The 25,329-nt window shown below is 52.9% G+C and carries 25 protein-coding genes and 2 pseudogenes; 9 read left to right on the forward strand and 18 right to left on the reverse strand.

The window, feature by feature from the left end:
- Positions 1-8 precede the first annotated feature (8 nt).
- The 16 genes and pseudogenes from ACHHV8_RS35740 to ACHHV8_RS36890 all read right to left on the reverse strand — a co-directional run.
- Positions 9-209 carry a DUF2188 domain-containing protein gene (locus ACHHV8_RS35740; protein ID WP_395164177.1) on the reverse strand — a complete coding sequence of 67 codons (201 nt, stop codon included), beginning with the start codon at positions 207-209 and terminating at the stop codon, positions 9-11.
- Positions 210-447: 238 nt separating this feature from the next.
- Positions 448-1,581 carry a hypothetical protein gene (locus ACHHV8_RS35745; RefSeq protein ID WP_395164178.1) on the reverse strand — a complete coding sequence of 378 codons (1,134 nt, stop codon included), beginning with the start codon at positions 1,579-1,581 and terminating at the stop codon, positions 448-450.
- Between the two features lie 245 nt (positions 1,582-1,826).
- A complete protein-coding gene (locus tag ACHHV8_RS35750; RefSeq protein WP_395164179.1) occupies positions 1,827-2,828 on the reverse strand; it encodes a DUF4340 domain-containing protein in 1,002 nt (333 codons plus the stop codon).
- Positions 2,825-4,210 (reverse strand): GldG family protein, encoded by a 1,386-nt coding sequence (locus ACHHV8_RS35755; protein WP_395164180.1) that lies wholly within the window; start codon positions 4,208-4,210, stop codon positions 2,825-2,827. The genes ACHHV8_RS35750 and ACHHV8_RS35755 overlap by 4 nt, the downstream gene beginning before the upstream one ends.
- 24 nt (positions 4,211-4,234) lie before the next feature.
- A complete protein-coding gene (locus tag ACHHV8_RS35760; protein ID WP_395164181.1) occupies positions 4,235-4,945 on the reverse strand; it encodes an ABC transporter permease subunit in 711 nt (236 codons plus the stop codon).
- Positions 4,938-6,066, reverse strand: a pseudogene (locus tag ACHHV8_RS35765) (ABC transporter ATP-binding protein). Before ACHHV8_RS35765 ends, ACHHV8_RS35760 begins: the two are co-directional and overlap by 8 nt.
- A 305-nt stretch (positions 6,067-6,371) precedes the next feature.
- Positions 6,372-6,764 carry an STAS domain-containing protein gene (locus ACHHV8_RS35770; RefSeq protein ID WP_395164182.1) on the reverse strand — a complete coding sequence of 131 codons (393 nt, stop codon included), beginning with the start codon at positions 6,762-6,764 and terminating at the stop codon, positions 6,372-6,374.
- A gap of 12 nt (positions 6,765-6,776) precedes the next feature.
- Entirely contained in the window at positions 6,777-7,829 is a 1,053-nt protein-coding gene (locus ACHHV8_RS35775; RefSeq protein ID WP_395164183.1) for an AfsR/SARP family transcriptional regulator, read from the reverse strand.
- Positions 7,720-8,169 carry a hypothetical protein gene (locus ACHHV8_RS35780; protein WP_395164184.1) on the reverse strand — a complete coding sequence of 150 codons (450 nt, stop codon included), beginning with the start codon at positions 8,167-8,169 and terminating at the stop codon, positions 7,720-7,722. Before ACHHV8_RS35780 ends, ACHHV8_RS35775 begins: the two co-directional genes overlap by 110 nt.
- Positions 8,066-8,551 (reverse strand): hypothetical protein, encoded by a 486-nt coding sequence (locus ACHHV8_RS35785; RefSeq protein ID WP_395164185.1) that lies wholly within the window; start codon positions 8,549-8,551, stop codon positions 8,066-8,068. Before ACHHV8_RS35785 ends, ACHHV8_RS35780 begins: the two co-directional genes overlap by 104 nt.
- 248 nt (positions 8,552-8,799) lie before the next feature.
- On the reverse strand, positions 8,800-10,113 hold the full coding sequence (locus tag ACHHV8_RS35790) for an FtsW/RodA/SpoVE family cell cycle protein (protein ID WP_395164317.1): 1,314 nt from the start codon (positions 10,111-10,113) through the stop codon (positions 8,800-8,802).
- Positions 10,113-10,445, reverse strand: coding sequence for a PadR family transcriptional regulator (locus tag ACHHV8_RS35795; protein ID WP_395164186.1), 333 nt, complete (start codon positions 10,443-10,445; stop codon positions 10,113-10,115). The genes ACHHV8_RS35790 and ACHHV8_RS35795 overlap by 1 nt, the downstream gene beginning before the upstream one ends.
- Positions 10,446-10,530: 85 nt before the next feature.
- Positions 10,531-10,680, reverse strand: coding sequence for a hypothetical protein (locus tag ACHHV8_RS35800; protein WP_395164187.1), 150 nt, complete (start codon positions 10,678-10,680; stop codon positions 10,531-10,533).
- A complete protein-coding gene (locus ACHHV8_RS35805) occupies positions 10,670-12,046 on the reverse strand; it encodes a sodium-dependent transporter (protein ID WP_395164188.1) in 1,377 nt (458 codons plus the stop codon). The genes ACHHV8_RS35800 and ACHHV8_RS35805 overlap by 11 nt, the downstream gene beginning before the upstream one ends.
- A gap of 286 nt (positions 12,047-12,332) precedes the next feature.
- Positions 12,333-13,325, reverse strand: coding sequence for a U32 family peptidase (locus ACHHV8_RS36885; RefSeq protein ID WP_483874905.1), 993 nt, complete (start codon positions 13,323-13,325; stop codon positions 12,333-12,335).
- 3 nt (positions 13,326-13,328) lie between these two features.
- Positions 13,329-14,836 (reverse strand): annotated as a pseudogene (locus ACHHV8_RS36890) (peptidase U32 family protein); the annotation flags it as partial.
- Positions 14,837-15,549: 713 nt separating this feature from the next.
- Here ACHHV8_RS36890 and ACHHV8_RS35815 point away from each other — a divergent pair.
- From ACHHV8_RS35815 to ACHHV8_RS35850, 8 genes are all read left to right on the forward strand, one after another.
- Positions 15,550-18,378: an FG-GAP repeat domain-containing protein gene (locus tag ACHHV8_RS35815; protein ID WP_395164189.1), complete on the forward strand. Its 2,829-nt coding sequence runs from the start codon at positions 15,550-15,552 to the stop codon at positions 18,376-18,378.
- Between the two features lie 172 nt (positions 18,379-18,550).
- A complete protein-coding gene (locus ACHHV8_RS35820; protein WP_395164190.1) occupies positions 18,551-18,811 on the forward strand; it encodes a hypothetical protein in 261 nt (86 codons plus the stop codon).
- An 81-nt stretch (positions 18,812-18,892) separates the two neighbouring features.
- The gene (locus ACHHV8_RS35825) at positions 18,893-19,144 is read left to right on the forward strand and encodes an acyl carrier protein (protein ID WP_395164191.1); all 252 of its coding nucleotides are present in this window, start codon (positions 18,893-18,895) and stop codon (positions 19,142-19,144) included.
- 6 nt (positions 19,145-19,150) lie between these two features.
- Entirely contained in the window at positions 19,151-19,699 is a 549-nt protein-coding gene (locus ACHHV8_RS35830) for a hypothetical protein (protein WP_395164192.1), read from the forward strand.
- On the forward strand, positions 19,653-20,348 hold the full coding sequence (locus ACHHV8_RS35835; protein WP_395164193.1) for a class-II aminoacyl-tRNA synthetase family protein: 696 nt from the start codon (positions 19,653-19,655) through the stop codon (positions 20,346-20,348). Before ACHHV8_RS35830 ends, ACHHV8_RS35835 begins: the two co-directional genes overlap by 47 nt.
- Before the next feature lie 75 nt (positions 20,349-20,423).
- Positions 20,424-21,341, forward strand: coding sequence for a hypothetical protein (locus ACHHV8_RS35840; RefSeq protein ID WP_395164194.1), 918 nt, complete (start codon positions 20,424-20,426; stop codon positions 21,339-21,341).
- 175 nt (positions 21,342-21,516) lie between these two features.
- Positions 21,517-22,671: an MBOAT family O-acyltransferase gene (locus ACHHV8_RS35845; RefSeq protein WP_395164195.1), complete on the forward strand. Its 1,155-nt coding sequence runs from the start codon at positions 21,517-21,519 to the stop codon at positions 22,669-22,671.
- 417 nt (positions 22,672-23,088) lie between these two features.
- Complete coding sequence (locus ACHHV8_RS35850) at positions 23,089-23,217, forward strand: hypothetical protein (RefSeq protein WP_395164196.1); 129 nt, start codon at positions 23,089-23,091, stop codon at positions 23,215-23,217.
- A gap of 41 nt (positions 23,218-23,258) precedes the next feature.
- Here ACHHV8_RS35850 and ACHHV8_RS35855 read toward each other — a convergent pair whose 3' ends face one another.
- On the reverse strand, positions 23,259-23,597 hold the full coding sequence (locus ACHHV8_RS35855; protein ID WP_395164197.1) for a hypothetical protein: 339 nt from the start codon (positions 23,595-23,597) through the stop codon (positions 23,259-23,261).
- A 312-nt stretch (positions 23,598-23,909) separates the two neighbouring features.
- Between ACHHV8_RS35855 and ACHHV8_RS35860 the strand changes: the two genes are divergently transcribed.
- Positions 23,910-24,878 (forward strand): sugar phosphate isomerase/epimerase family protein, encoded by a 969-nt coding sequence (locus ACHHV8_RS35860; protein ID WP_395164198.1) that lies wholly within the window; start codon positions 23,910-23,912, stop codon positions 24,876-24,878.
- A gap of 86 nt (positions 24,879-24,964) precedes the next feature.
- Here ACHHV8_RS35860 and ACHHV8_RS35865 read toward each other — a convergent pair whose 3' ends face one another.
- The gene (locus ACHHV8_RS35865) at positions 24,965-25,180 is read right to left on the reverse strand and encodes a hypothetical protein (RefSeq protein WP_395164199.1); all 216 of its coding nucleotides are present in this window, start codon (positions 25,178-25,180) and stop codon (positions 24,965-24,967) included.
- Between the last annotated feature and the right edge of the window lie 149 nt (positions 25,181-25,329).

The following is a 25,329-nucleotide window of genomic DNA, read 5'->3' on the forward strand; positions in this document are numbered from 1 at the left end:
AGCTCCTTCTACTTGTTGTGATGGTCTGCACTGCCGGAAGCAGGATGGTCTTCGTTCCATTCCTTGGCTTTGGCTGTAGCAATGGCGATAGCTCGTCCTTCGTCGTAGCCGTCCTCGAGTAAAGCGTTGGCAATCTCCACCGCTTTGTTTCGGATTCGCGGCTGCAGGTTCTTCATAGATACAGGGTAATTGCGATGATTCCACGGCATGGATCAGCCCTCCTCTTGAAACGATAGAACCTTCCCTAATACTTAACCGCTTGGACGGGATTGAAACGCAGCAGCTTTCAAGCAAGACTGCCGATCGGAAAGCGGGTCAGAAACCATCCGAAAAAGCAGGATCAGCCCCTTGGCACCGAAGTGCAGCAAGGGGCTGATCGATATAATAACGCAGTCGGGCAGAGCATAAAGGTTTTAATGCAGCGGGCCCTACCGCTTACTACGGAACTTAGTTAGCAGCATCGGTTGCTGCCGCGTCTGCAGATGCTGCATCGGAAGCAGTACCTTGATCGTGTTGACGCGGTACTCTTTTGCTGTCGACCCATTTCGTAATTTGATCTGTCATGCCGTCTTTAATCTGGCTGATGAGCGAATCTTTCGTAATGCCCTTCGCTTCGGCAATTTCAGCAAGCGATTTGCCGTCCTTCAATTGCGTTTGAAGCTCCTCCTGCGTCAGTCCCAGAATCGCAGCCAGTGACTCCTGATTGCCAAAGAAGCCGCCGTTCATGCCTCCCTTACCATGCTCGCCGCCAAAGCCGCCGCGGCCGCTTGGTCCCTCTTTACCGGTACGGGCGTTCTCCACTTCTTTTTTCAGACGCTCCGCCAAATTTTCTTTTTGTTTGTCCGCTTGCTCCTGCGTCAGCTTGCCTGCCGTTACCGCCTCATCGATAGCGGTCGTTTCCGCTGCCGACAGCTTTGCCAGCAAATCGTCTTCGCTTAAGGATGCTTTCTCCTGAGCAACCTGCAACAACGTCTTACCCGCCTTCAACTCGTCCTGAATCACACTTTCCTCCACGCCGAGAATAGTTGCCGTTTCTTTCAGAATATTGCCGCCAAAGAAGCCGAAGCCCTGCTTACCCTGCTGCTTGCCGCCGCCAAAACCGCCGAAGCCGCCTTTGTCTGTACCTGCGCGTTCAACTTCTTTTTTCAACCGGTCCGCCAAATTTTCCTTCTGCTTGTCAGCCTGCTCCTGGGTCAGCTTGCCTGCGGTCACCGCCTCATCAATAGCGGCCGTTTCCGCTGCCGTCAGCTTGGCCAGAAAATCGTCTTCACTTAAGGAAGCTTTGTCCTGCGCAATTTGCACCAGCGTTTTGCCGGCTTTCAGCTCATCCTGAATGACGCTTTGCTCTACGCCCAAAATGGTTGCCGCTTCAGAGAGAACCTTGCCGCCTCCATTGAAGCCAAAGCCTCCTTGACGATGGCCGAATTGCCCTTTTGCTTCTGTCGATTTATTTTGAACAGCCGCCGATGTGTCCGCTGCCTGTGCTTGAGGAGTGTATAAGCTTCCGACAAGTCCGCCTCCAAGTAAAAAGCTTGCTGCAATTGTACCTGTGATCATTTTTTTGCCGAATGGTTTCATCATTTATTTCCTCCACCTTTTGATTAGAATTGATCTTACATTTCCAAGTATATAGGCACAATCTTAAACTGGCATGAATTTCCGCTGAATGTAAACTGAGTGTTCCCTTAATAATCCATGAGTCTTATTTATCTTCTGCCGCTGCACAAGCCATGAAGGGAGATGATCGCTTCGCAGCAAAAAGAAAGCCCATGCTCCGGCGCTGTACACCGAGGCATGAGCTTCTGCTGTTAAGAAAAACGTATTCGTTACTTCGCTGCCGGAGCAGGAGCCGTTTGCCCGTCTGCCGGGGCTGTCGGAGACGCCGGTGCGGCAGGAGCCGCTGTGTCCGCCGGCTGCGGCTTATCCAGATCGGACAGCTCCTGAATGGCAGAAGCCGGAACCGCAAAGGCCCATTCTCCGCCCTCCTGAGCGATCCAAACCTGCTCGCCATCCAGCTTGCCGACATAGGCCGTTGTCGCTTCCTTACCTGAAGTATCGGCCGTTTTGAGCTCGATACGCAGCTCCGGCGCGTCCAGCTTCACGTCGGCCGTCTTTTTGACAGGCTGCTCCGTTGCCAGGGACTGCAGCTTATCCAGATATTTGCTGGAATCGGCTCCCTTGACCTCCTGGTCGCCAAGCTTCCAGTTGGCTTCATACGATTTTTTATCAACGTCGGTTTTGGTTAAGCTCCACTTATGGCCCTTCCAATCGACGCTTAAACCGCGGATCTGTTCATAATCGAATTTCACCGGGCTTTTTTCCATAAAGTCCATCTCCGTCTTCGCAAGCGACTTCACTGTCGAATCGCTGATCCGGAATACCTCTGGAGAGCCGGTGAATAAAGCGTAGTCGTAGCCTTGTACCGGTACGGCATTGCCGACGCTCAAGGTTTGCTCCGTGCCGTTAGTCAGCTTGACGGTAAATTTCTGCTTCGGCTTATCCAGTCCGAATTTCGCCAGATCTTTCCCTTCAGGGTCGATGATCTTGTCCTTTGCGATCATATTGAACGAATCAAGCCAGCTGGTAACGCTGTAATCGTTCAATGGAAGCGGAGACGGCTTGGACATCGTCCATTTGCCGTCCTTTTGCTGCAATTCGAGCTCCGATCCATCCGATAAGACCGAATAGCTCGCTACCTCTTCGTTTTTCACCTTTGCCACAGGGGCCGCTTCAGGGGTCTTCTCCTTGAAGAAGTCCTTGCTGGAAGCATACCAGAAGCCGCCGATACAAATGATGACCAACAGAAGTGTGGGAATGAGCCGCTTCATCCTCTTCTCCTCCTCCACCAGATCGAACCGCCTACGAGCAGGAAGAATAACGGGAACAGAAGCACCGTGCCATAGAAAATCATTTGCGCTTGACCGCCGGTAATGGCTGCCGTCGGCATTTTCGGGTTCTCCCGCGGTCGGATCGTCACTTGATCCTTTTGCTCCTGCAGCCAGCCTACGCTGTTCAAAGCAAAGTCACGGTTCCCCTGCTGCGAGATGACGTCATCCCGCAGGAAGGTCGATCCGCCGAGGACGATCGCCTTCGGCTTGTTATCCTTGTCGGAAACGGCATAGCCAAGGTTGAGCGGACCTTTGATGTCCTTATCGTCCTTATTGGTTTTATTCTGCAGGAGCTGCGCGATGTCGGTCTCGCCATAAGCCTGTTCGGTCGTTTGCAAAATCGACGTCGCCGGATAATCGGCCACCGGCTGGGAGCTCAGCGAAATCGCCAGGTTCATCAGCGTTAACAGGTTGTAGTCCTGAAGCTTCTTCGTAATATCATGCGAGCCGTACTCCGGAATAATCGTGAGCGGGCTGTAAAGCTTGCTCTGCTTCGGCTCAACGGCTACCGCATGCTGATCCTGGACGCCGTAGAGCGCAAGCAGGCTGTCGATATTTTTCCACTTGGTGGTCATATTCTCATCAAAGCCAAGCGCCATATACAGCTTGCCTTTGCCGTTCAAGTAATCTTTGATCACCGTAGCTTCCGAATCGCTCAAGTCGGTTTTCGGTCCGATGATGAACAAAGATTGCGCGTCATCCGGAATTTTGCCTTCGCGCAGCAGGTTCAAATCTTTAACTTCGTAATTCTCGCCTTCGAGACCGCTTTGCCATAGCGTCATTTGATTCAAAGGGATCTCACTGTGACCGGACAGGAAGTATACCTTGGTCTTGTCCTTCACATTCAAATTCACGAGCGCTTGAGTCAGCTTCTGTTCGCCGCTGAAATTGTACTCGCCTTGATCCTGTCCCTGCTGGAACATGTCGTAATAGTAGATCGATTTCTTCTGCGTACCGCTCTCCACAACGAGGCTGCCGGACGGGTCTACCTCGTACTGCTGGGCAACCTCGGGATTTTTCTCCATATCGTACTGGTCAAATACGATTTTCCCATTGCGTTTCTTGTACTCCTGTACGAGCTCAGACACCTGACGGCTCATGAGCGGGTCCGTCTGCGAGCTGGTAAAGGCGATGATATGCACGTCTTTATCGAGTGTTTTTAACGTTTGAACCGTTTGGTCCGATAACGTGAACTGCTTGTTCTGCGTCAAATCGATCTGCATCGTCTTGCTGGAATTCAGAAAGATCGTCAGGACGATGAAGATACCGATCACCGCAAGCGAGAGCACGACCGCGTTCGTGCCGCGAATCCACTTGTTCAATTGCCTTTCCCCCTTAGAGCCGGTTTATCTCCAGCGTTTTCTTTCCAAAACCTGTATGCTCAAGACGATAAACACAATAGCCAGCGTCACATAGAAGAGCACGTCCGCAAAATTCAGCACACCCTTCTGCAAGTTGTTGCCGCGGCTGACAATTGAGAAGATGCCTAAATAATCTTTAATTTTGCCGCCGACCGTATCTCCCAGCCAATCGATCGTCCATAGAATCAGAAGCAGGCCAATCCCCAATATACCCGACACCATCTGATGCGAGGACAAGGAAGAAGCGAACAGCCCGACAGCCATCATCGCTGCGCCGATCAGGAACATGCTGAGGAAGGAAAGCCACAGCAGCGGCTGATCCAGCTTGCCGTAAGAGCTCATAATAAGCGGATAGAGCAGGCAGCCGACAACCAGCAGCAGCTGGACGACCACGGCGGCCAAATATTTGCCGATCACGATTTCGGTAATGCTGATCGGCGAGGTGAGCAGCAGCTCGTCCGTGCCCTGCCGCAGCTCATCCGATACCAGACGCATCGTCAGCAGCGGAATAATGAGCAGGTACAGAAAATTAACCGGGCTCGAAACCATCCGGACGTCGATCATCGACGAGTACAGGAAGTTGGAGCTGAACATATAGCCCACAACCAGAAAAAAGAACGCAAACGCGACGTAAGACGTCGGCGAGTAAAAATACATTTGCAGCTCTTTCTTCGTAATAGCCCAGGTTCTACGCATTCGGGTTCACCTCCTCCGTCTCGTCTGCTGCGTCGTCCGTTAAACCGGATCCGGCCGTATCCGATGACGGTTCATTGGTTGTCAGCTTAAGGAAGATGTCCTCCAGGCTCAAGCTTTCCTTCTTCATCCCGACAATCGGATATTTCCGCTCCGCCATCCGGTAAAAAATCGCTTCGCGAATGTCCGCGCGGTCACTTCGCGGTCACAAGCACCTTCACGGTCGACTGTGTATCGTCGGCCGCAGCATCCGCTGCGCCCGCACGGCTGCCCGACGCCTCAGGCCCCGGCTGCGTATCAAGCGCAGCGTCGGATGCAGTCTCCGCTCTTGCGGGAATCGGCACGGCCGTCTCTTCCGCCAGCGGCTTCACGGCCGCGATCTCCGGCATGCCGCGCAGCTCGGCCAGTACATCGTGGCGCGGCCCCTTGATCTCGAGCGAGACCTCGAACGTCTCGCCCATCGAATGGGCCAGCTGATCGGGATGGCCGTCCATCACGATGCGGCCCTGGTTGATAATCATCACGCGGTTGCACAGCGCGTTGATTTCAGGCAGGATGTGCGTGCTCAGCAGCACAGTGTGGTTCTCACCCAGCTCACGAATCAGCTGGCGGATTTCAATGATCTGCTTCGGATCGAGACCTGATGTAGGCTCGTCCAATATGAGCAGATCCGGATTATGCAGAATGGCCTGCGCCAGCCCCATCCGTTGTTTATAGCCTTTGGATAAACCGCGGATAATCTGGCGTTCGCGGCCCTGCAGACCGAGACGCTCGATGACCTCGCCGATGCGCTGCTTTTGTTCCCTTACCGGTACGCCGCGCAAATCGGCGATAAATTCCAGATAGGCCTGCACCGTCATTTCAGGGTACAACGGAGGCGTTTCCGGCAAATAACCGATCTTCTGTCTTGCTCTCTTCGGGTGATCGGCCATCGACAAACCATCGATTATGATCGAACCGACGGTTGGATTCAAGTATCCGGTAATCATCCGCATGGTCGTCGTCTTGCCTGCACCGTTGGGCCCGAGAAAACCGACGATTTCCCCGCGGCTCATTGAGAAATCAATGCTGTGGACCCCTCTTTGGTTCTCGTACAATTTACTGACCTGTTTGACTTCAAGCACGCCCTCAAACCTCCATTCGCAACAAAAAAATACCTACTAACCACCATTGCCACTTTTGTGTCAGCTTAACCACCAACAATATACAGTTGAAACAATAAAGCGAGATTAAACAAATCTGAAAATTAGCTTAAAAAATTATGTCCAAATTGTGAACGTCCATAACAAAAAGACTGTTCCGGGGCGGCAGCCCTTAAAAACAGTCCGATTTTATCTTATTTATGAGTCCGGTTATACACGATTATCCATGCACACTCGAAGGATGATTCTTCCGTTTCATCTTTAGTTTAGCCTGCAGTTCTGCAGATTCAGGACGATAGCGAAGCTTGCCCCGCAGCCGGGCCGGAGGACATAAGCAGCCTCTGCATTACGACATGCGTATCAGGATACAGCATGACGAACCGCGTCAATCCCATCACTTCAAACAACCGCCGGTATGCCGGAATCAGACCGCATACAAACGTTTGGTAATCCCCCTCTTCCCCCGCCTGCGCCATACGTATAAGGACGGTTAGCCCGGCGGCGCTCATGTGCCGAACCCCGTCCGCGCAAATGACAAGAGCCCGCTTTCCGCCGCCCAATCCATGTCGCCAGCTTCGCAGTTTCATCAAGGCGGACTCCGATTGCTGCAGCAAATCCCCCTTCAACTCAACAACCAGTGCAATATCCGAAGGCACTACCCTTACCGCCAAAGATTCCATCCCTTACACCCCTCAGCCTTTATACGCGTGGCTCTCTTCCTCCGGCGCAACAATCGATTCGGCGCTGCGCACCTTTTCCCATTTCTTCGTCCAGCGCCGCGCTTCTTTCTTGTCGCCCGCATGATGCAGCAAGCGGACCAGCTCCCGGTAGCCGTCCTCCTCCAAAGGGAATAGCTCGACCTTGCGCCTTAAGTATTGCGCCGCGCGCTCGAACTGCTTCTGTTCCAAGGCATGATTCGCCAGCTTCTGAAGTATCACCGCTTGTCTTCCATCCATCCGCTCTCTATATTCATGAATCCAGTCCGTGTAACGGACCTCCGGAAGAAACGGGCCGTACATTTGAACAGCCTGCTCATACAATTCCAGCGAAATCGCTCTGTCCGATTCCCACAGCCGGTCCCCTGTTTGGATAAGCGCGTAAAACTGATCCAGCTCTTTCGAGTAGAGCAGATCCTCGTTTAGCCGAATCCAGCCGTCTCTGACGAATACGCCCGGATCGATATTCAGCTCCTGCCTCAGCGTTTGCTTGAGCTGATGAACAATAACATAAAGCTGGTTACTCATCTTCAGCAAATTTGGAGGACCCAGCAGCGCCTCCATCACCTGTTCCTTGGCAGCGGAAAGCCCTGGCTGGATCAGCAGATAAGCAAAAAGCTCCAATGCCTTTTTTCGTTTCCATTTCAGACCGATCAGTTCGGTGCTGCCCTGAACAAACCTCATTTTACCGAAGCAGGAGATCGTCCAGCCTTTCTTCTCAAAAGGTTTGTTGTCCGGCTTGGCTTCGATCTCCATCTCTCCAAGCTGCTTAAGCCATGCTGTATACATGGGATTACGAGTCAGCTGCTCCCAGTCCCTCAGCCTGGTCAGCCAGCGTTTCGCTTCCTTATGGTTTCCATCCAGGGACGCCCGCTTGTAAAGCACGGCCCCCGCTTGAAACTGAACATCCAGATCGGTTTCATACTGATTCACGATCCGCTCCAGCGACTGCCACTCTGCCGGTGCCGCAGGCCCCTGCTCGGATGCATAGTGCCAGATGCCATATGAAGCAGCTGGAGGTGTATTCATACGACAGCTGCTCCGTTTCCACTGACTTGAAAGCAAGCAGCGCCTCCTGAAGCTCCCCGCGCCGTTTAAGGCAGACGGCTGATGCCAGCAGCCACATCGGCTTGTACACAGGCGCCAGCTTCGCCTTTTGTTCCATATATAATAAAATACGCTCCTGCTCCGAAGCCTCGAGCGTAAAGCCTCTGAACATCACTCTGTCCAGCCCGAGCCGCATCGCTCCCTGAATATCTCCATCCTCAATAAAACGGTTCCATGCTGCCGTAAAAGCTGAAGGATACCGAGCCTCTTCGGGCAGTAAATGAGCTCCAAGAGCCAACGCATGCAGCACATGTCCGCTCACCCGGCATTCCCCGCCGGTTGCATTCGCCGTTTAAAAAAAGCAGCAGGCTTCGGGCTTCGAGCCATTGGCCGATACGCATATGAAGCACCGCCAAATACGCCAGCACATCCAGCAGCATCGTCTGAAACGTTTGCGTGGCAAATCCTTGCGCGGCAGCGCGAAATACCGATTCCGCCTGACTCAGCTTCCCTTGCCGGAGCCAGAGCTCCCCTTGATACTTCAGCAGCATAGGAGCATTTTGTTTATACAGATCCGGTATTTGGTCCATCCATGCCGTATCTACCGTCTGTTTATCCATCAGCATACGCTCCAGGTCAAGAACCGCTTCTTCATACTGACAGTCAGCCAATAACTGAATGACTTTCCTACTCTGCTGAATCATGCTGCCCCCCTCTTAACCTAGTTCTCAAGCCTCGTTTTTCCTCATTTTACCTCTAGGTTAATTATCCTGCAAACATTAATTTATTCACTTATTGGAGCGCGCAGCTTCCTCTCATTAGGTATACAGACCCAGCTTCCTAATAAAGTCTTAACAATAGAAGCACACGGCGAAAATACAACAAAGACGGACCGCACCGATCCGCCTTGGCTTCATTCTGTATTAAATTGTACATGCTCTGCCAAACGGGATTATCTGCGTGCCGGAACCCGGATCATATCCTTGCGCCTGTACACGCTCAGCATCAATCCCAACGCAGCCATATGAATGAGCAGCTGACTGCCGCCATAGCCGATAAGCGGAAGACTGATACCCATAATAGGAAGCATGCCGACGGACATACCGATAGACCAGACAAATTGGACGGCGAACAGAGCCGCCAGGCCGGCAACAAGCCCTTTTCCGTAAGGATCCTTCACTTCCAGGACAATACTGACCATCTGTACCAGGAGCAGAACGATACATAAAACAATCGCACCGCCGGCCAGCCAGCCCAAGCTGTAAATGAGATACGTAAACAGCGTGTCGGTATGGATCATCGGCAGCCGGGTATTGACCGCGGCAAATCCATGCCCCCACCAGCCTGCGGAGCGAACGGCTTCATCCACCCGGATGTACATATATCCTGCGCCGAGCGGGTCGCTCCCGCGGTCCAGAAAAGCAGTAAGCCGCTCCATAGCATAGTCCTTGGAGAAGAGAAAGTTCAAAAAAAACAAAGCCCCGGAGGAAACGACGGGAATGAGCTCCTTCCAGCTTCTCCGAATATAATAGGACAAGATCAAATAAGCGGAGGTATATAAAAATAAAGAGGAAAAAGAGTTGGCGCCCAAGTATAAACCGGCAGGCACCGCGACAAATAGAAGCTGCTGCACACACCATGCTTTTAAACTCTTTTCCTTATCAAGCATCATTCCTGCCGCACACAGAATAAACACGAAGACGCTCACGGTCGTCCAGTCCATCCCAAAGCCCGCTATGTATAAATATCCCCGCACCCCATTAACTTGGTGACCATAAGCCATTGTGAGGAAAGTTACCAGAACCGCTCCTGTATAGATCATCAGCGAATAAGCCCGCAGCTTGCGGTAATCGAAAAACACCAGGACAGCAGCTACCCCAAGGCCAAGAAAGGTAAATACCATTTTATTCTGCAGAAAATGATATCCGTTGAAGGGACCGTTCGGCACTGCCGCATAGCTCAGACCTACCGCATACATGGCCACCAGTGAAATGATTAATAATGCAGCCAAGCCTCCAATCAGCCCCCAGGCTATTCGAGGCTTATGGACCCGGTTCAACCCGGCTCCGACCGTCTCGGGATCGCCCATTTGTTCCAGCGCCCAGCGTACGGCGGTCTCTTCATCCGCCCCTTCTTCCCGCTTGCAGCCGACAAGCTCTTCGAGATGAACCGCCATCTCCTGCCTGATCTCCTTATGCAGTTCTCTGGCTCTTATCTGCATGCAGACCGAGGATAAATACTGTTGAATCAAAGGATGCTTATCCATCACGCGTTCCCCTCCCCCAGCACCCGGTCGACGGCGTTGCGGAACAGCCGCCATTCCCGTTTCTTCTCTTGAAGCTGGCGTCTGCCGCTATCCGTAAGCTTGTAATATTTTCTCTTGCGGCCCTCGGCTTCCGACCAATATGCTTCTACCCATCGTTCTGCCTCCATGGCATGAAGAATAGGGTACAGCGTGCCTTCCTTTAGCACGAACGTACCGTCCGAGCTGCGCTCCAATTCCTTGATTAGCTCATAGCCGTACAAATCCTGCCGATCCAGTAAGGTGAGAATAAGCGTTCCCGTGCTTCCTTTGAGCAGTTCCTTCTTTACCTGCAAGCTTCATCGCCGCCTTTGAAGAAGTAATTGTATGAAACCATACCTAGATTATCTATACATAGTATATCTAGGTATTAATGGATTATCAAGCCCCTTCTCTCTCTTTAACCACTAACAAGCGTTTAGCGATAAAAAGGCGGCTGCCTATGAAGTTCCCCCAGGTCATCCATTCCGCTCTAACAAAAAAAGCCGGAAGGGAGACTTCCCCTTCAGGCTGCTGCGGCTTATTTGCCATATTCTCCTCCGCTGATAATACCGGAGGAATATAAGAAAATCAAAATGACCAATACCGGCGCAATATAGCGGATAACAAACATCCACAGCTTGAACATTCCGTTCGTCAAGCCAGCTTCTTCCCCGGCCTTCTTCCAGACATAGCCTGTAAAGATGGTAACGATCAATCCGCCCACAGGGAGTATGATATTGGAAGCGACGAAATCGACGAAATCAAAAAAAGATTTGCCTGCGATCGTAAATCCGCTGAATGCTCCGCCGACCGATAGAGCGGAAGGAACACCCACAATGCAGCATAGCACGGTTGTCCACAGCGCCGCTTTATTTCGGCTTAGGCGCCATTTATCCATCGCATAAGCGACTGGAACCTCCAGCAGCGATACCGTTGAGGTCAATGCGGCTATAGCCAGCAAAATAAAAAACAAACCGCCAAACACGCCACCCAAAGGCATGGCGGAAAAGGCTGCCGGAAGCGCCATAAACACGAGTCCCGCTCCCTGGGAAGGCTCGATGCCAAACGCAAAAGAAGTTGGGAAAATAATCAGTCCGGCGATCAGCGCGTACAGCAGGTCGCCTGCTCCTACAGCCGCGGCCGCTTGTCCAAGCGATTGTCTGCGCTCTACATAGCTGCCGTATGTAAGCATCGTCCCCATGCCAAGCGAAAGCGAGAAAAATGCGTGCCCCAAGGCAACCAGTACCGATTCGGTTGTCAGCTTGGAAAAGTCCGGCTTCAGGAAAAACTCCACCCCGGCCATAGCGCCCGGGAGTGTGACGGAGCGAACGATGAGAACAATCAGCAGAACCAGCATACCCGGGATCAATATTTTATTGAACTTTTCGATGCCCCCGGAAACCCCTTTGGCAACAACCGCTCCCGTAATCGCCATAACCGCTACCTGCCACAGCACCGGCATCCCGCTCGCGGCAAAAGAAGTGAACCGATGGGTATAGTCGGCATCCTGAAATAAAACGTTAGAGAAAGAAATGATCGCGTAGTGAATCGTCCATCCGGCTACAACCGAATAAAAGGACAAAATCATAAACGCTCCAAAAATAGAAAGGAACCCGAAGCCCCCCCAATACTTCGATTTGGAGAGACGAATAAATGAAGTGGAAGCATTCCCCCGGCCTCCGCGGCCGATGGCCAATTCTGCCAGCAGTACAGGCAAGCCTACGACAAGCAGACAAATAATGAATAAAAGAAAAAATGCCGCCCCGCCATATTTCCCTGTAATATACGGGAACTTCCACATGTTGCCTAAGCCTACGGCGCTTCCGATGGCAGTCAAAATAAATCCGGACGAGCTAAACCGTTCCGTAGCGGAGCCACCCTGATCGGATGATTTTCCTGATGTCTGATTCTGCATGATTTTCTCCTTACTGTTCTTATGTTGGAACCCCATGATGTTTTGTTTTTGGAAACGGAAACAGGCAGTATCGTATCTTATTTTTTCAACATTGTCCATGTAAAATTTTTCAAGAAAATTTGAGGTGATTGACTTATTTTTTGAAAAGATCCGTTCCTTCATACTTGCAGAAACGATTGCCAAATAACCCATGCATTCAAGATTTTTCCCAGAAAAAAAGCGGCTCGATGCAGCAAAAGGATCTCTCCTGCCGCACCGGCCGCCCGCTTGGAAGCATCTGCCTAATTTATTTAATTAATTGACCACGGGTTACACCCAATTGATTCGTTGCCTTCAATGTTTTCCATACCTGCGTACCGCTGATTTCCCCCTGCAGGGCGCGCTCGTACAGCTCAATGACTTCGCGCACCTTGTCGGCCGATTCCTCCAGAAACTCTACGCGGAACGCAGAAACGCCAAGCTCGAGGAAGTTACGCACATATTCCGCACCCGACTGCTCAATAGCGTTATAAACCGTATTGCGGCAGCCTTCATCGACGCGCACCGGATGGGACATACCGACGCGGTCCTGCAGCGAAACGCGGTGATCCTCGCAAGGGCGGCCGCAGTTCGTGTAATCCGTGCCTTCGCTAAGGAACGTGCAGTAAACGCAGTGCTCCGTATGGAACATCGGCATATGCTGATGAATTACGACTTCCAGCTTCGAAGTCTCCGCAACCTCCAGCAGGTCTACCATTTGCTGAATGTTCAGGTCATACGAAGGGGTCACTTTGTCCAGGCCCGCTTCCAGAAACAGCGCCGCCGTTTTATGGTTGGCCACGTTCAGCGAGAAGTCTCCGATCAGCTCAGGGTGCTGGTCTTGCGGACGCTCCTGCCGCTGCTTCATATAGTAGTAAACGGCGCCGGTATTGCGCACCAATACGGCATCCGGCTGCAGGTTAGTAATGTTCTTGAAATAGCCGGTTTCGCCCGGCATATGAATTCTCGGGGTCGCCAAGGCGATGCGCTTCCCTGCCGAACGCGCAGCCTCGATCGCCGCCGGAAACTGCTTGATGAACTCGAAGTCGGCGTAGATCATCTCCACGTTCGTCTCTACCGCCGCTTTCACCTGCTCCAGCGTACGGCACAGCGCCGTCAGCCGCGGCGCCGGTGTGGCCGCCGGCTTCAGCGGCGCATCCGCCAGCGTGTCTACGCTGCGATGGATGTACGCTCTCGGCTGCTGCCTTGCCGCCTCCAGCTGCTCCACCGCGCGGCGGCGCATGCCGTTCAGCTCGCGCATCGGCACGATCAGCGCGCCGTTCAGCTGCACTTCCAGCTGCTCCGCTGCCAGCTCAAAAATGGTGCCGCCCAGACGTCCGAACTGCTCTTCGAACAGCGCCGCATCCATCGGGCGCTTCTCGGCCTGCACCAGCGCCAGCTCCGATTCAACCGATACGGTGTGTCCTGTCTGCAGGTCGGTTCACCAGCTTTTCAGCGGCTCGCCCAGCGTGCCGGTTACCCGGACGGCAACCGGGAACGTGCGGTAAGGCTTGTCGGTTTCGAACGTTTGACGCAAGCGTTTGTCAAGATGCGGATCGTTCGTCTTCCAGATGCGGTCTCCGACATGCAGACGATTCAGGTTCACGTCGTTACGGCCCGGCACAATCTCAATCAGCCCGCCGGGAGCCTCGCCTTCAACCTTCACGCCCTTGCGGCGGATATCGTACACGCGGCCGCCTTCTTCCTTGCGCGTAGGATCGCCGGCATCGAAGCAGATGCCGTCCCCGCGCTTCAGCGGCGCTTCCAGCTCGCAGAGAACGCCGTCGCGCAAAATCTGCTTCACGCGGCCCAGGTAGACGCCGCGGCTTTTCGGATACGTGCCTTCGACCAGCTTCTTGTTGTTCGTGCCTTTTAGAAATCCGTACGTAAACCCGCGGGAGAAGCTCTGCTCCAGCTCGCGCAGCTCTTCCTTCGTAGGCTTCGCTTCACCGGTTTCAAAATACCGGTCGATCGCCTTCCGGTATTTGCTGACTACGTTAGCCACGTATTCAGGGCTCTTCAAACGGCCCTCGATCTTGAACGAGGTCACGCCCGCTTCAATCAGCTCGGGAACGAGCTCCAGCGCAGCCAAATCCTTCGGCGACAACAAATAAGCGATATCGCCCATCGGCTTTTGCTCGCCATCGACCATCAAATCGTACGGCAGCCGGCACGCCTGCGCGCATTCCCCGCGGTTCGCCGAACGTCCGCCCCACATCTCCGAGGTCAGGCACTGTCCGGAATAAGAGACGCACAGAGCGCCGTGCACGAATACTTCCATCGGCAGCTTCGCCTGATCTCCGATCTGCTTGATCTGCTTTAAATTGTTCTCACGGCCGAGTACGACACGTTCTATGTCAAACGGCTTGGTAAATTCGACCGCTTCCGGCGACGTTATCGTCATCTGCGTCGAACCGTGAATCGGGAAGTCGGGCGACAGGCCCGGATCATTTTGACCAGACCCAGATCCTGTACGATGACCGCGTCGACTCCTGCCTTGATACAGGCTTCGATCAGCTGCTTCGCGTCGTTCAGCTCGTTCTCGAACACCAGAATGTTGAACGTCAGGAACCCCTTCACCCCATATAGATGAAGAAACGACATAATGTCCGGCAGCTCATCCATCAAAAAGTTGTTGGCTCTCGCCCTTGCATTAAACTTCTCTACGCCAAAAAATACGGCGTCCGCCCCGTTCGCCACAGCCGCCCGAAGACAATCCCAATCGCCGGCCGGCGCCAGCAGCTCGATATCTGATTTTTGCAGCTTTCTCATGCTTATAATTCCTCCGAATGCTATCTATATTATCTATCAGTATAGGCAAACTAGGATGCATTCTAATCCGCTTCATCCCGATAGATTTGAACAAGCCCGATCTTCCTAGTGTAACAGATAACCGCCTGTCAAAGCTAACGAAACCAGCAAATGGCAGGGTAGAAAAATACATAGAAAGCCAGCACGCCCGATAGAAACGCTTGACTTGAGGCGAATGGCTTCTCTTAGCATTGCATCGATTATACACAAATGGCTCCCGCACCAAACGATAAGTTTATAGATAAGTTCGCGCGATGCCGGTGTACAGAAGAACGGAACAAAGGCTGCAGCATCATTTCCATCAAATCAGAGTATACCCAGGCAATTGCGGTACATGGCATGACAGGGCAATGGAACACACGCTCACGCTCAGCCCCTTCCATTATGTGTGCAATCTCTTACCTGCTGCGTTACATATCGTCCGCTCAAACAATAGCCATCCTTCAATTCCGGCCCTCCCTCCCAGTCAAATTCAATGTATCCCGCTTCTCTCTCCTCCTTCACCATGGATACATTCTCCCTACGCACCCTTCCCGACAGTTCGCCAATACACCCCGCCGTTCCCTGCCGCCGCTTTCCGCAGGCCCGACCGGCCTCGACAAAAGTTAACAAAGACCGCGATTCCATGCTATAATGGCAGGGTAGTTCAACCGAGTCATAATTGAGGGATTTTATTGAAGTTATTTACGACCCGAATTCGAATTGCAGGTGCCGTACTCGGTACGCTGCTGATTGCTGCGGTGCTGGTTCTTGCCCTGTGGAATAAGGAGCTCTCGGTCCGCATGCTGTATGTGACCAAGGATGACAGCTTCGATCCCGCGGCGTACAGCCATCTTCAGCAATCGCTTGTCGCTAATTTACAGCTCGAACGGAACCACCTGGATAAGCTGACGCTTCGTCAGCTGAAGGCTTACGATTCCGTTTACTTGGATGCTTCTCTGCATAACGCCATGTCGGATGCGCAGCTCGGGCTGCTGCAAAGCTATGTGGCCCAGGGCGGGCATCTGTTCCTTGAAAATGAATTGGCCGGGGACTTTCCCCCGGCCTTTATCGGGGCCAAGCAGCTCGTGCAGATAACTCCGCCGCCGGCTATGGCTGCAAGCACAGGCAAAACGGCGGCTACCGCCGACCCGCGCTTCGCTTACCCGGAGGTAGAGCTTAATCTGCAGGGGATGCAGCAGCTGTTCCGTCAGTATATGGATAATTACATTAACCATGACGGCTTCGCTGACCTGTCCAAGTTCGCTTGGGGCCAGGGGCTGATCCCATCCACGGCAGAGCCGCTGGTCACCTGGAACGGAACGGCGCTTTACGCGCTGAACCGTTACGAGAAGGGCACGGTGTTTGTCAGCAGCGCGCTGCTGCCGAACCGGTTTTACCTCACCGGCTATGATCTGAACAGCGGCATGAACCCGTCCCTTGGCTTCCAGCAGCTGGCTGAGCAGACGAACAGCGCCAAGAAGCCGGTGCCCGGCGCGTTGTACTATGACCGCAACCAGCTGCCTTTAGCGCCTTACTATCACTTTACCTTTGCGGCGGCAAGCGCGCTATTTCAAAGCGAATACGTCTCGTTCGTCTCGAAGGAGCGGCTCGGCTACACTGTGAAAAAGGTACTCGGCCCTTACGGCCGGCCGGCGATGTCGCATCAGAATCATTTTGAGGCGATTGAAGCGATCCGGGACGGGGAAGGCATCCAGTGGGCGGAGCTGCTGAAAAAATACAACCAGGTGCCGTCGTTCTCCCTTGTCCGCTCCTCTTTTCACTGGGGACTGTGGCAGGAGTCCGTAGCCGTTCATTTGAATATCGGCGATAAAGACAAGCCCGCCTTCGCCGGAGAATCGCCGAACTCGTTTTACTCGAGCGGCACGCGGCTGATCAGTGACGGGAAGCCGGTCCAGCTGGCCAATTATCCCGATTACCGGTCGCTCGGCGATCCGATCCAGCTGCCTTACCGGGCTTATCCGGCGCTCGCCGACCTGAACGGCGACGGCCATGCCGACCTAATCGCCGGCTCCGCCGACGGCACGGTCTCGGCCTACCTGAGCCTCGGGGCCCAGCAGGGCGCTTATGCCGGGCAGCAGCTTCCCGGACCGGCGCCGGACGCCTTCGGCAAGCGCGAAGCGGTGCGGCTGACGAACGGACAGCCGCTGAAAACCGATGCGTACGCCAGCGTCGCTGCGTACGATCTCAATGGCGACGGGCGGCCGGATCTGCTTCTCGGCCGCTCGGACGGCACGCTGGCCGTTGCCTACGGCGCAGCCGGCGGCTCGTTCGATCCGCCCGCCCCGCTGACGGCTGGCGGCAAGGCCATTGCCGGGGCTGCGCCGATTGCCCCGGCCGTGGGCGACGTCACCGGCGACGGCATTCCCGACTTGATCGTCGGGGACGCCGCAGGCGCGGTGACGCTCTACCCCGGCCGCACAGCCGCAGGCGCGGCGGGCACCGGCTCCGGCTCAGCGGGAGCGCAGGCTGCCTTTGATCCGGGCCGTCAGCTGTTCCAGCTGACGGCACCTTTCGCCGCGCCGTCGGTGCACGACGTGAACGGCGACGGCCTGCCAGACTTGGTGGTCGGCAACCTCGAGGGCGACCTGCACGTCTATGCGCAGCAGACCGACGGATCGTGGCAGCCTTCGGGCGTCATCGAAGGCGCCACGCTGAACCAGCTCGGCAATCACGCCCTCGTCGGCGGACACAATTCTGTGCCGCTGTGGTACGACCTGAATCATGACGGCAAAGACGACTTGATCGTCGGCCAGCTGGAATTCGGCATGCCGACGACCGTCGATGACCCGAAATTCCCTTATGCCGAGCAGTTAAAGGCATTTATTCAATATAATAAGGATCACAGCCTGGAGCTGTATCCTCATGTATTCGTGCATAACTTCACAAGCGACCAGCAGGAGAAGGAAGAGCTGGAGCTGCAGCAGAAATCGTTCGACACGCTGGGCATCCCATGGCATATGCCCGGGACCAATCAGCATACATGGCGGATCAACAATCCCGATCCGACACAGACGCTGCGCAACGAGAAAGAAACCGGCATTTGGTTCAACCTCGGCTTCCGCCCGGCCAATATTCCGAACGAGCCGCGGCTCGGCGTCCAGTATAACTGGGGATTGCCGTTCCTCATGTCGGATCCGAAGACGGGCAAGCCGGCCGATCCGCCGATGCTGCTCTCAACGCCGGCTCCGGTGCTGAGGCTGGATCCGCAGTACTCTACGGAGGACTTGTTCCAGTCCTATATCGATAATGATTTGCCGATCGATTATTTCGAGCATATCGAGTATCATTTCCCGACACGGGTGAACGAGCTGCTTGAATTTGTCAAATATCTCGATACGGTCCGCAACCAGAACAGCTATAATTTCATGACGGAGAGCCAGCTTTCTCGTTCCGTGCTTAATGCCTTAACGACGCGCGTCGAGGTGTCCCGTCCTTGGCTGTACGCCCTGTGGCGACCGGGCCCGAAGCTTACTCGGCCTGCACAGCTCGCCGTCTATTAAGATCAAGCCGGTAACGGACGGCGTTCCCGTCCAGGCCGCCGAGTATAAAGGCACGCTGGGCCTCGTTATCGAGCGGGGACAGGCTTATGCCGACCGCCTGCCGGTAACGGACTCGGACGTGTACGATCTGAGAGGTAGCAAGCTTTATTTCGGAGTTCCGCAAGCTACGAGCGTGCAGTTTAAGCTTGCGCCCGTTCACGACCCTGTATCCGGTCCGCGCCTTCTCCGGTCTAATGTCCCTTACTCGCTCTCGAAGCAAAAGGATCAGTGGACTGTGGAGCTTCGTGCAGGCGGCATGCAGCAAGTTCAGCTGTGGAGCGATAAGCCCCTCACCATTGAGGGCGACGAGCTTCAGGTAAAGCATGATGAAGCTGCACAAACGTATACGATTACCCACTTCGGCGCATCGGCCAAGGCAACGATCCGGTTCTAATTCATGAACCGGCCCGTTCCTGGCCGTTCGCCTTTTGAACCCTAGTAGGACGAAATTTAGACAAGTCGAGGAGGAACTCTCATGCAAGACCTGCTTCAACAGCTCGAAGACCACATCCGCAGCCGGTATGAAATCGAAGCGGACGATGACGATTTTACGGTTGATGTCCATTTGTTCGACTATGGCTATATCGATTCCATCGGCGCCACGGCCTTGATCGCCCATATCGAGAAAACATACGGCATCCAAGTGACCAACCAGGATCTGATGCTTTATTCAATGAACACTGTGCGTGAAATCGCTGATTTCATCCAACAAAAGACTGCGAGGTAATGAATTATGGAATGCGTCATCTCCCTGGAAGGACTGGCCTCAAGCCAGCACGGTCAAGTTAAGTACGCCGCCGCTTTTATCGACGAGCATATCCGGGACATCCGGCTTGAGCATGAGCAGCTTACCATCGTCCACGAATCTCCGAAGGGCAATGAAGCCATTGAAGCGCAGGTGCGCCGTCTGATCGAACGTTTTTCCCATGGCGATTTCGGGTTTAAAGAGAACATTTTGTTCGAGCACAAGGTAGATACCCCTTATGAAGGAGATATCATTGCGGAGCTGGTCGACCGTAAAATCATCAAGGTGCTGGAGCCCGGATTATTTATTTTCCGCGAGCCTTTCTCGAGCCTGATGCGGTTTCTCGATTATTCGTTCGTCACCAAGATCGCCGGCCGTTTCCAAGGGGTAACCGAGGAATCTTATCCGGCTGTCATTCATGCCGACACGCTGAACAAAACGAACCATTTCACATCGTTTCCCGAGCATATTCATTTCTTGACGCATTTGCGTGACGAACCTGGATATCATCGAATCGTTCTCCCAGACGATCCGTGACGCCGGAGGATGGAAGCAGGAGGACGCGCTGGACTTAAATGCCGCGATGCCGAAGCCGAAATTCACGATGAACCCTTCGACCTGCTACCACTGCTATGAAGGTCTGCAGAACGAGACACTGGAAGGCGACGGCATCATCGTGACCGCCATTTCCAAATGCCATCGCTTCGAATCCCGCAACCATACGGATTTCGGGCGTCTGCTCGACTTCAGCATGCGGGAAATTATTTTCGTAGGGAAACCGGATTTTGTTAAAGAAAACCGTCTCCGCTCCATTGAGTATTTGAAAGAGCTTGCTGTGGAATGGAATGTGGACAGCATGCTGGAAATTGCGAACGATCCTTTTTTCACCAACGATTTTCAGGTCAAAGCTTCCTTCCAGCGTAATCAGGAGATGAAATATGAGCTTCGTTTGACGATCCCGCACGTAAAAAAATCGATCGCCTGCAGCTCGGTCAATTTTCACAGCAACACGTTCGGCAATGCTTTCAACATCCAGATGGGCAAACGCAAAGCCGTTACCGGCTGCGTAGGCTTCGGCATTGAGCGTTGGGCGTTCGCTTTCCTTGCGCAATACGGCTTGAATGAACAAGCCTGGCCGCAAGCCTTCCGCGAGCAGTACCATGCCTGGCAGCAAAAATCACTGTAAGCCTGATCGAGCGCTTAATGCCCGTTCGTTTTCCAAGCAGCAATACTAGAAAACAAGATAAGATGTGGTATCCTTATGAAACTATTCGCATGGCTGCGCCGCAACAGCTTCGTGCTGCTGCTGCTGGCCGTCTTTATTTGTTCGGACCTCGCCATCGCTTACTGGAATCCCATGGTGACGTCGCGGCGCTTTTACAAGAACGATTTCACCAAAACGCTCTATCACCATCAATGGACCGGCCATGGTCCTGTTTTCTTCGGCAACTCGGCGGTTACAGGCGCTTATATCGAGGAACAGTCCCGTTCCGGGTTGATCGAGATGGGGCTCTCCTACGGTAAATTGACGGACCTGCAGGCGATTCTGGACCGTCAGCTTTTTCATGTAGAGCAGGAGCTTGTCGTCGGGATAGACGTGCACACGATGATCGACAGCCTGGAGACAGATCCTACGTATCAATGGTTCAAGCCATGGTACCAGCCTTACGTCTATACTTACCGCGATTATTTCCGCGATTCCGGCACCGAATTTGTCAAGAGCTTGTATAAAGGCGTCATGGACCGTAAACCCGACGAGTTATTCGCTTATGTACCCCGTTGGATCGACAAGGAGCTTTACCCCGGTCAGATTGCGCCTGACGAGCTGGAGAAGAAGTGGGATGAGTACGATAAGCGGTTTGGCTGGATGACGCAGCAGGACTATAAGGACAATCTGCAGGCCGTCGATTACATGATCCGTTATGCGGAAGAACACCAATTAAAGCTGCGTGTCATCTGGATGCCGTGGAACAAAGGCTACGCGCTTCCCCGCTATATGCCCGGACTGCAGGAAGAAGTCAACCGGCGTCTGGCCGCACATCATATACCGGTGCTGAACTTGCTTCAATCCTACGATGCACGCTATTTCCACGATCTTGTCCATTTGAGCCGTGAGGGAGGCGCTCCCGTATTTACGAAGGAGGTGGACGCATGGCTCCAATCGCTCGCAAAATCCTAGAAATCTTGATTTATACGGCGATGCTGATCATGGTCCTCGTGTATTTTACCGGCAAAGGGCTGTTTATCTACGAGGGATTCTAGCGGCGGATTCGCAAACCTGACCATCGGTCCTGCAAACGATCTGCTCTTCTCTCCAAAAGACTGTCGCCATCTTGTCACAAGGGAGTTTCGCTATGTGGTATTTGAATATGAACGCAGTCATGGCCATGAGCGGCATGATTCTCGTTCTGGCTTTGACCCGGTGGTGGCCGCACAACAAGCGGGTGCTGCTGCTGGCGTTCAACCTCTGTTTCCTGCTGGTGTTCAGCAAGAAGCTGTTTGTCTTTTATCTTATCTATACGCTGGTCAACTATATCGGATTTCTGTTTCTTCGCCGTGTCACCAAATGGCGTCTGGGCTGGTTTATTACTTCGATCGTGCTGAACGTCGCGGCCGTCTCCTGCCTTCGTTTATTCGGAATGAACATACTCGAAAATCCCTTGTTCGATACGGTCATCCTGCTCGGACTCATCTATAACGTGCTTAAGGTTATCGATGCATACTATTTCGCCTATTTCTTTGGCAGGGATGCCCAGGCCAAGGCTATCGATTATGCCAATTTTATTTTGTTCGTACCTACCTTCACGTCGGGGCCGATTCTGAAGTTCAAAGATTTTATGGCGGATACGCGGCAGCCGTACCGGCTCAATGCCGCTCAAGTTGAGGATAGCGTCAAGCGGATTATTAAGGGGATGTTCAAGAAGATCGTGCTGGTCACCTGGATGCAGGATCTGTTCAACCATATGCAGGCTCAGGAGCTTCATACGCACCAGTCGCTCTTCCTGATGATCTGGTTCTATGCGCTGATCTTCTTCGACTTCTCCGGTTATTCCGACATTGCCATCGGCTTCGGAAGGCTGATGGGCTACAATATGCCGGAGAACTTCAAAAAGCCGTTCCAATCGCCTACGTTAACTCAGTTTTGGCGCAATTGGCACGCTACCTTAGGGGATTGGTTTCGAGAGCATATCTTTATGTTCTTCTCCAGACAGGCGCCAAGCCGCTGGACCGCGGCGGGCTTGTCCGTGCTCATCATGGTGCTGATCGGCCTATGGCACGGCTTCAGCTGGCTTTACTTTCTGTACGGCCTATACCATGGGATCGTCATGGCGCTGGAGAATTTGCTCGGCAAATCGACCGTCAATAAGAAAAAGGTATCCCGCGCTTACTTCTTCAGCCGTTGTCTGCTGACCCAAGCCATCGTTACTTTCTCTGTCATCGTATACAGCGGCAGTGAAGAGACCGTATTTAAAATTTACCGCGGCCTGTTTCACTGGCCATGGGCTTGATCGCCAAAAGAGTCTTTCTTCCGTCAGGGAGGAAAGACTCTCTTTTTTTAGTGCAAAGCCAGACTAATAAGAAACCGGCCGTCTTCACAAGCCCATATCGCAGGGACACGGTCATTATGCGAGACGAGATGACGGTATACCCATTTCCCTATGGTGCATCTAACGCACCAACTGCGCATAAACGCAGACCGCTCTGAGCCTGAGCTTCTGTCATCCTGCTTACGCAGAATGCTTGAAGGTAGGCTAGAGCGGCTCTATAAGCTTCGCAATACTTGGGAGCCTTACGCTGCTGCGTAAGCCTGAAAGGCTGCTTTCCCGGTCCCAGGTACCATCGTTATGTTCCAAAGCCAACTTGCTTGCTCCTAAAAATTAAGCGTATAAAGCTAGACACTTTGTGGCTTGAGTCGATGAGTATAAATGAGCTTCCATTCCGACAATCTCGATCCGTTCCAAGGCCTGTATGTCAAAACCGCCACCCGGTTCCATGCTTCCTTGCGAGGCACGCAGCGTTTGAATCAGCTGTGGGATCAATTTATGATCACTTGAAATAAAAGTTACCGGGATCTCCTTATCGTTAAAGCAAATTCTCACGCTGATTCCCCCTTATCCAATTCTTTTACCGCTTCCCCTTCCCCCAACGACTGAACCGGGCCTCGGATGACGTTGCCGACCCGCTCCTGCATCCAGCCTTGAACGGCCGTGCATTGAATTTGGTTGTTGCTTGCTGAGATGAACAATTCGCCGACGGGTTGATACACCTGGTTGTCGTCCTTCTTATGGACAAAGACACTGCCCGATTTACTATCGATATTGAGCGAAATTTGATTGGACAATTCGACCAAGCATGTGGACTTTTTAAAGTGATTGGGGAAACGAAGCCATTTTCCTGTAGTGGTTTCAACAATTTGAGTATCTTTGCTATACATATTTGATCCGCCCTCTCTTCAAAAAGTAGGTACCTTCCGCACGTTACCGACGCTTGAATCCCGGCAAATGGAATCGTTCCCTCGCTTTCTATTTTTTTTCGCGGCACTGTCTTTAGTGTATCTCTTTTGTCCTGCAAAGAAATGGGAACGATGTCGAGAGGGACTGTCGAAGCCCAAATTTTTTCAATATTTGCGCCGCATCCTTGTCCTGTCCTCATCTTGCACTTTGAGTTGTCCCAAAACAATGATATAATTTGGTGGAGTCGCGTTTACGTACACGCGTACATTTTCTACATTTTTCGGAGGTGTCGTATGAAGTTAGGCGTATTTTCTGTATTATTCGGACAAAAGCCTTTCGAAGAAGCATTGGATTACATCGCATCCAAAGGTTTGGATGCCGTAGAGCTTGGAACAGGCGGCTATCCGGGGAATGCTCACTGCAATCCGGAGGTGCTTCTGGCTGACGACAGCAAGCTGAAAGCGTTCAAGAAAGCCGTAGAATCCCGCGGTCTGATTATCAGCGCACTGAGCTGCCATGCCAACCCTCTGCATCCACAAAAAGCGATTTCAAAGGAACATCAAGACATTATTCTTAAAACCATCGAGCTGGCTGAAAAGCTGGAGGTTCCTGTTGTGAATACCTTCTCCGGCTGCCCTGGCGACCATGAGGATGCCAAATATCCGAATTGGCCGGTAGCCCCTTGGCCGCCCGATTATCAAGAAATTCTGGACTGGCAGTGGTCTAATAAAGTTATTCCTTACTGGACTGAAACCGGTAAATTCGCTTCCGACCGCAATGTAAAAATCGGCCTCGAGCTCCACGGCGGCTTCTCCGTACATACTCCGGCGACCCTGCTGCGTCTGCGTGAAGCAGCCGGCGAAGTGATTGGCGCCAACCTTGATCCTAGCCATATGTGGTGGCAGGGCATCGATCCGGTTCAAGCCGTACAAGTGCTTGGCCGTGCCGGTGCCATTCATCACTTCCATGCCAAGGACACGACGATCGACCCAGTGAACGTCAACAAACACGGCTTGACCGACATGCAGCCGTACACGGCGATGCTGGACCGTGCTTGGCAGTTCCGTACCGTGGGCTTCGGCCACGATCTGAAGACTTGGGCCGACATCATCAGCGCACTGCGTCTGGTCGGCTATGACTATGTCGTCAGCATCGAGCATGAGGACGGCCTGATGTCGATCGACGAAGGCTTCACGAAAGCCGTTCAAAACCTGCAGCAGGTTTTGATCAAGGAACCGCTTGGCGAGATGTGGTGGGTGTAATCCCTCCCCGGCCCGGCCATAGAAAAAACCCTTAAACCAACAGGTTTAAGGGTTTTTTGCCGATTCAACAGGAAATCCGATCCTGTTTATATTTTATCCACCCAGTGCATGACCATGACGACATCCATGATCAGAAATACGATCAAGCTCACCAATCCGAAGCCGATAGCAAAAGGATTCTTCTTCGCTGCTGCCAACAAACGGACGACACCGATCGCAATGACAATCGTAAACAAAATAACAAATATGTCAAAACCGTCAAAATTACTCGTTGCTTGTGCTGCCTCAGCCGCCAAAAACATCGAGAGACCTCCTTTATTATACAAAAATGCTTAACTTCTATCTTATCCTGAGTAGCTGTGAACTTCAAGCTGTAAAGCCCAAGTGTAACAAGTTTGTCAACTTTTGCCGTGAATATGCATAGGAGGGATCGATTACCTTATAGTTCTAC

The organism is Paenibacillus sp. TAB_01 (assembly GCF_043945595.1).
Lineage (GTDB): Bacteria > Bacillota > Bacilli > Paenibacillales > NBRC-103111 > Paenibacillus_S.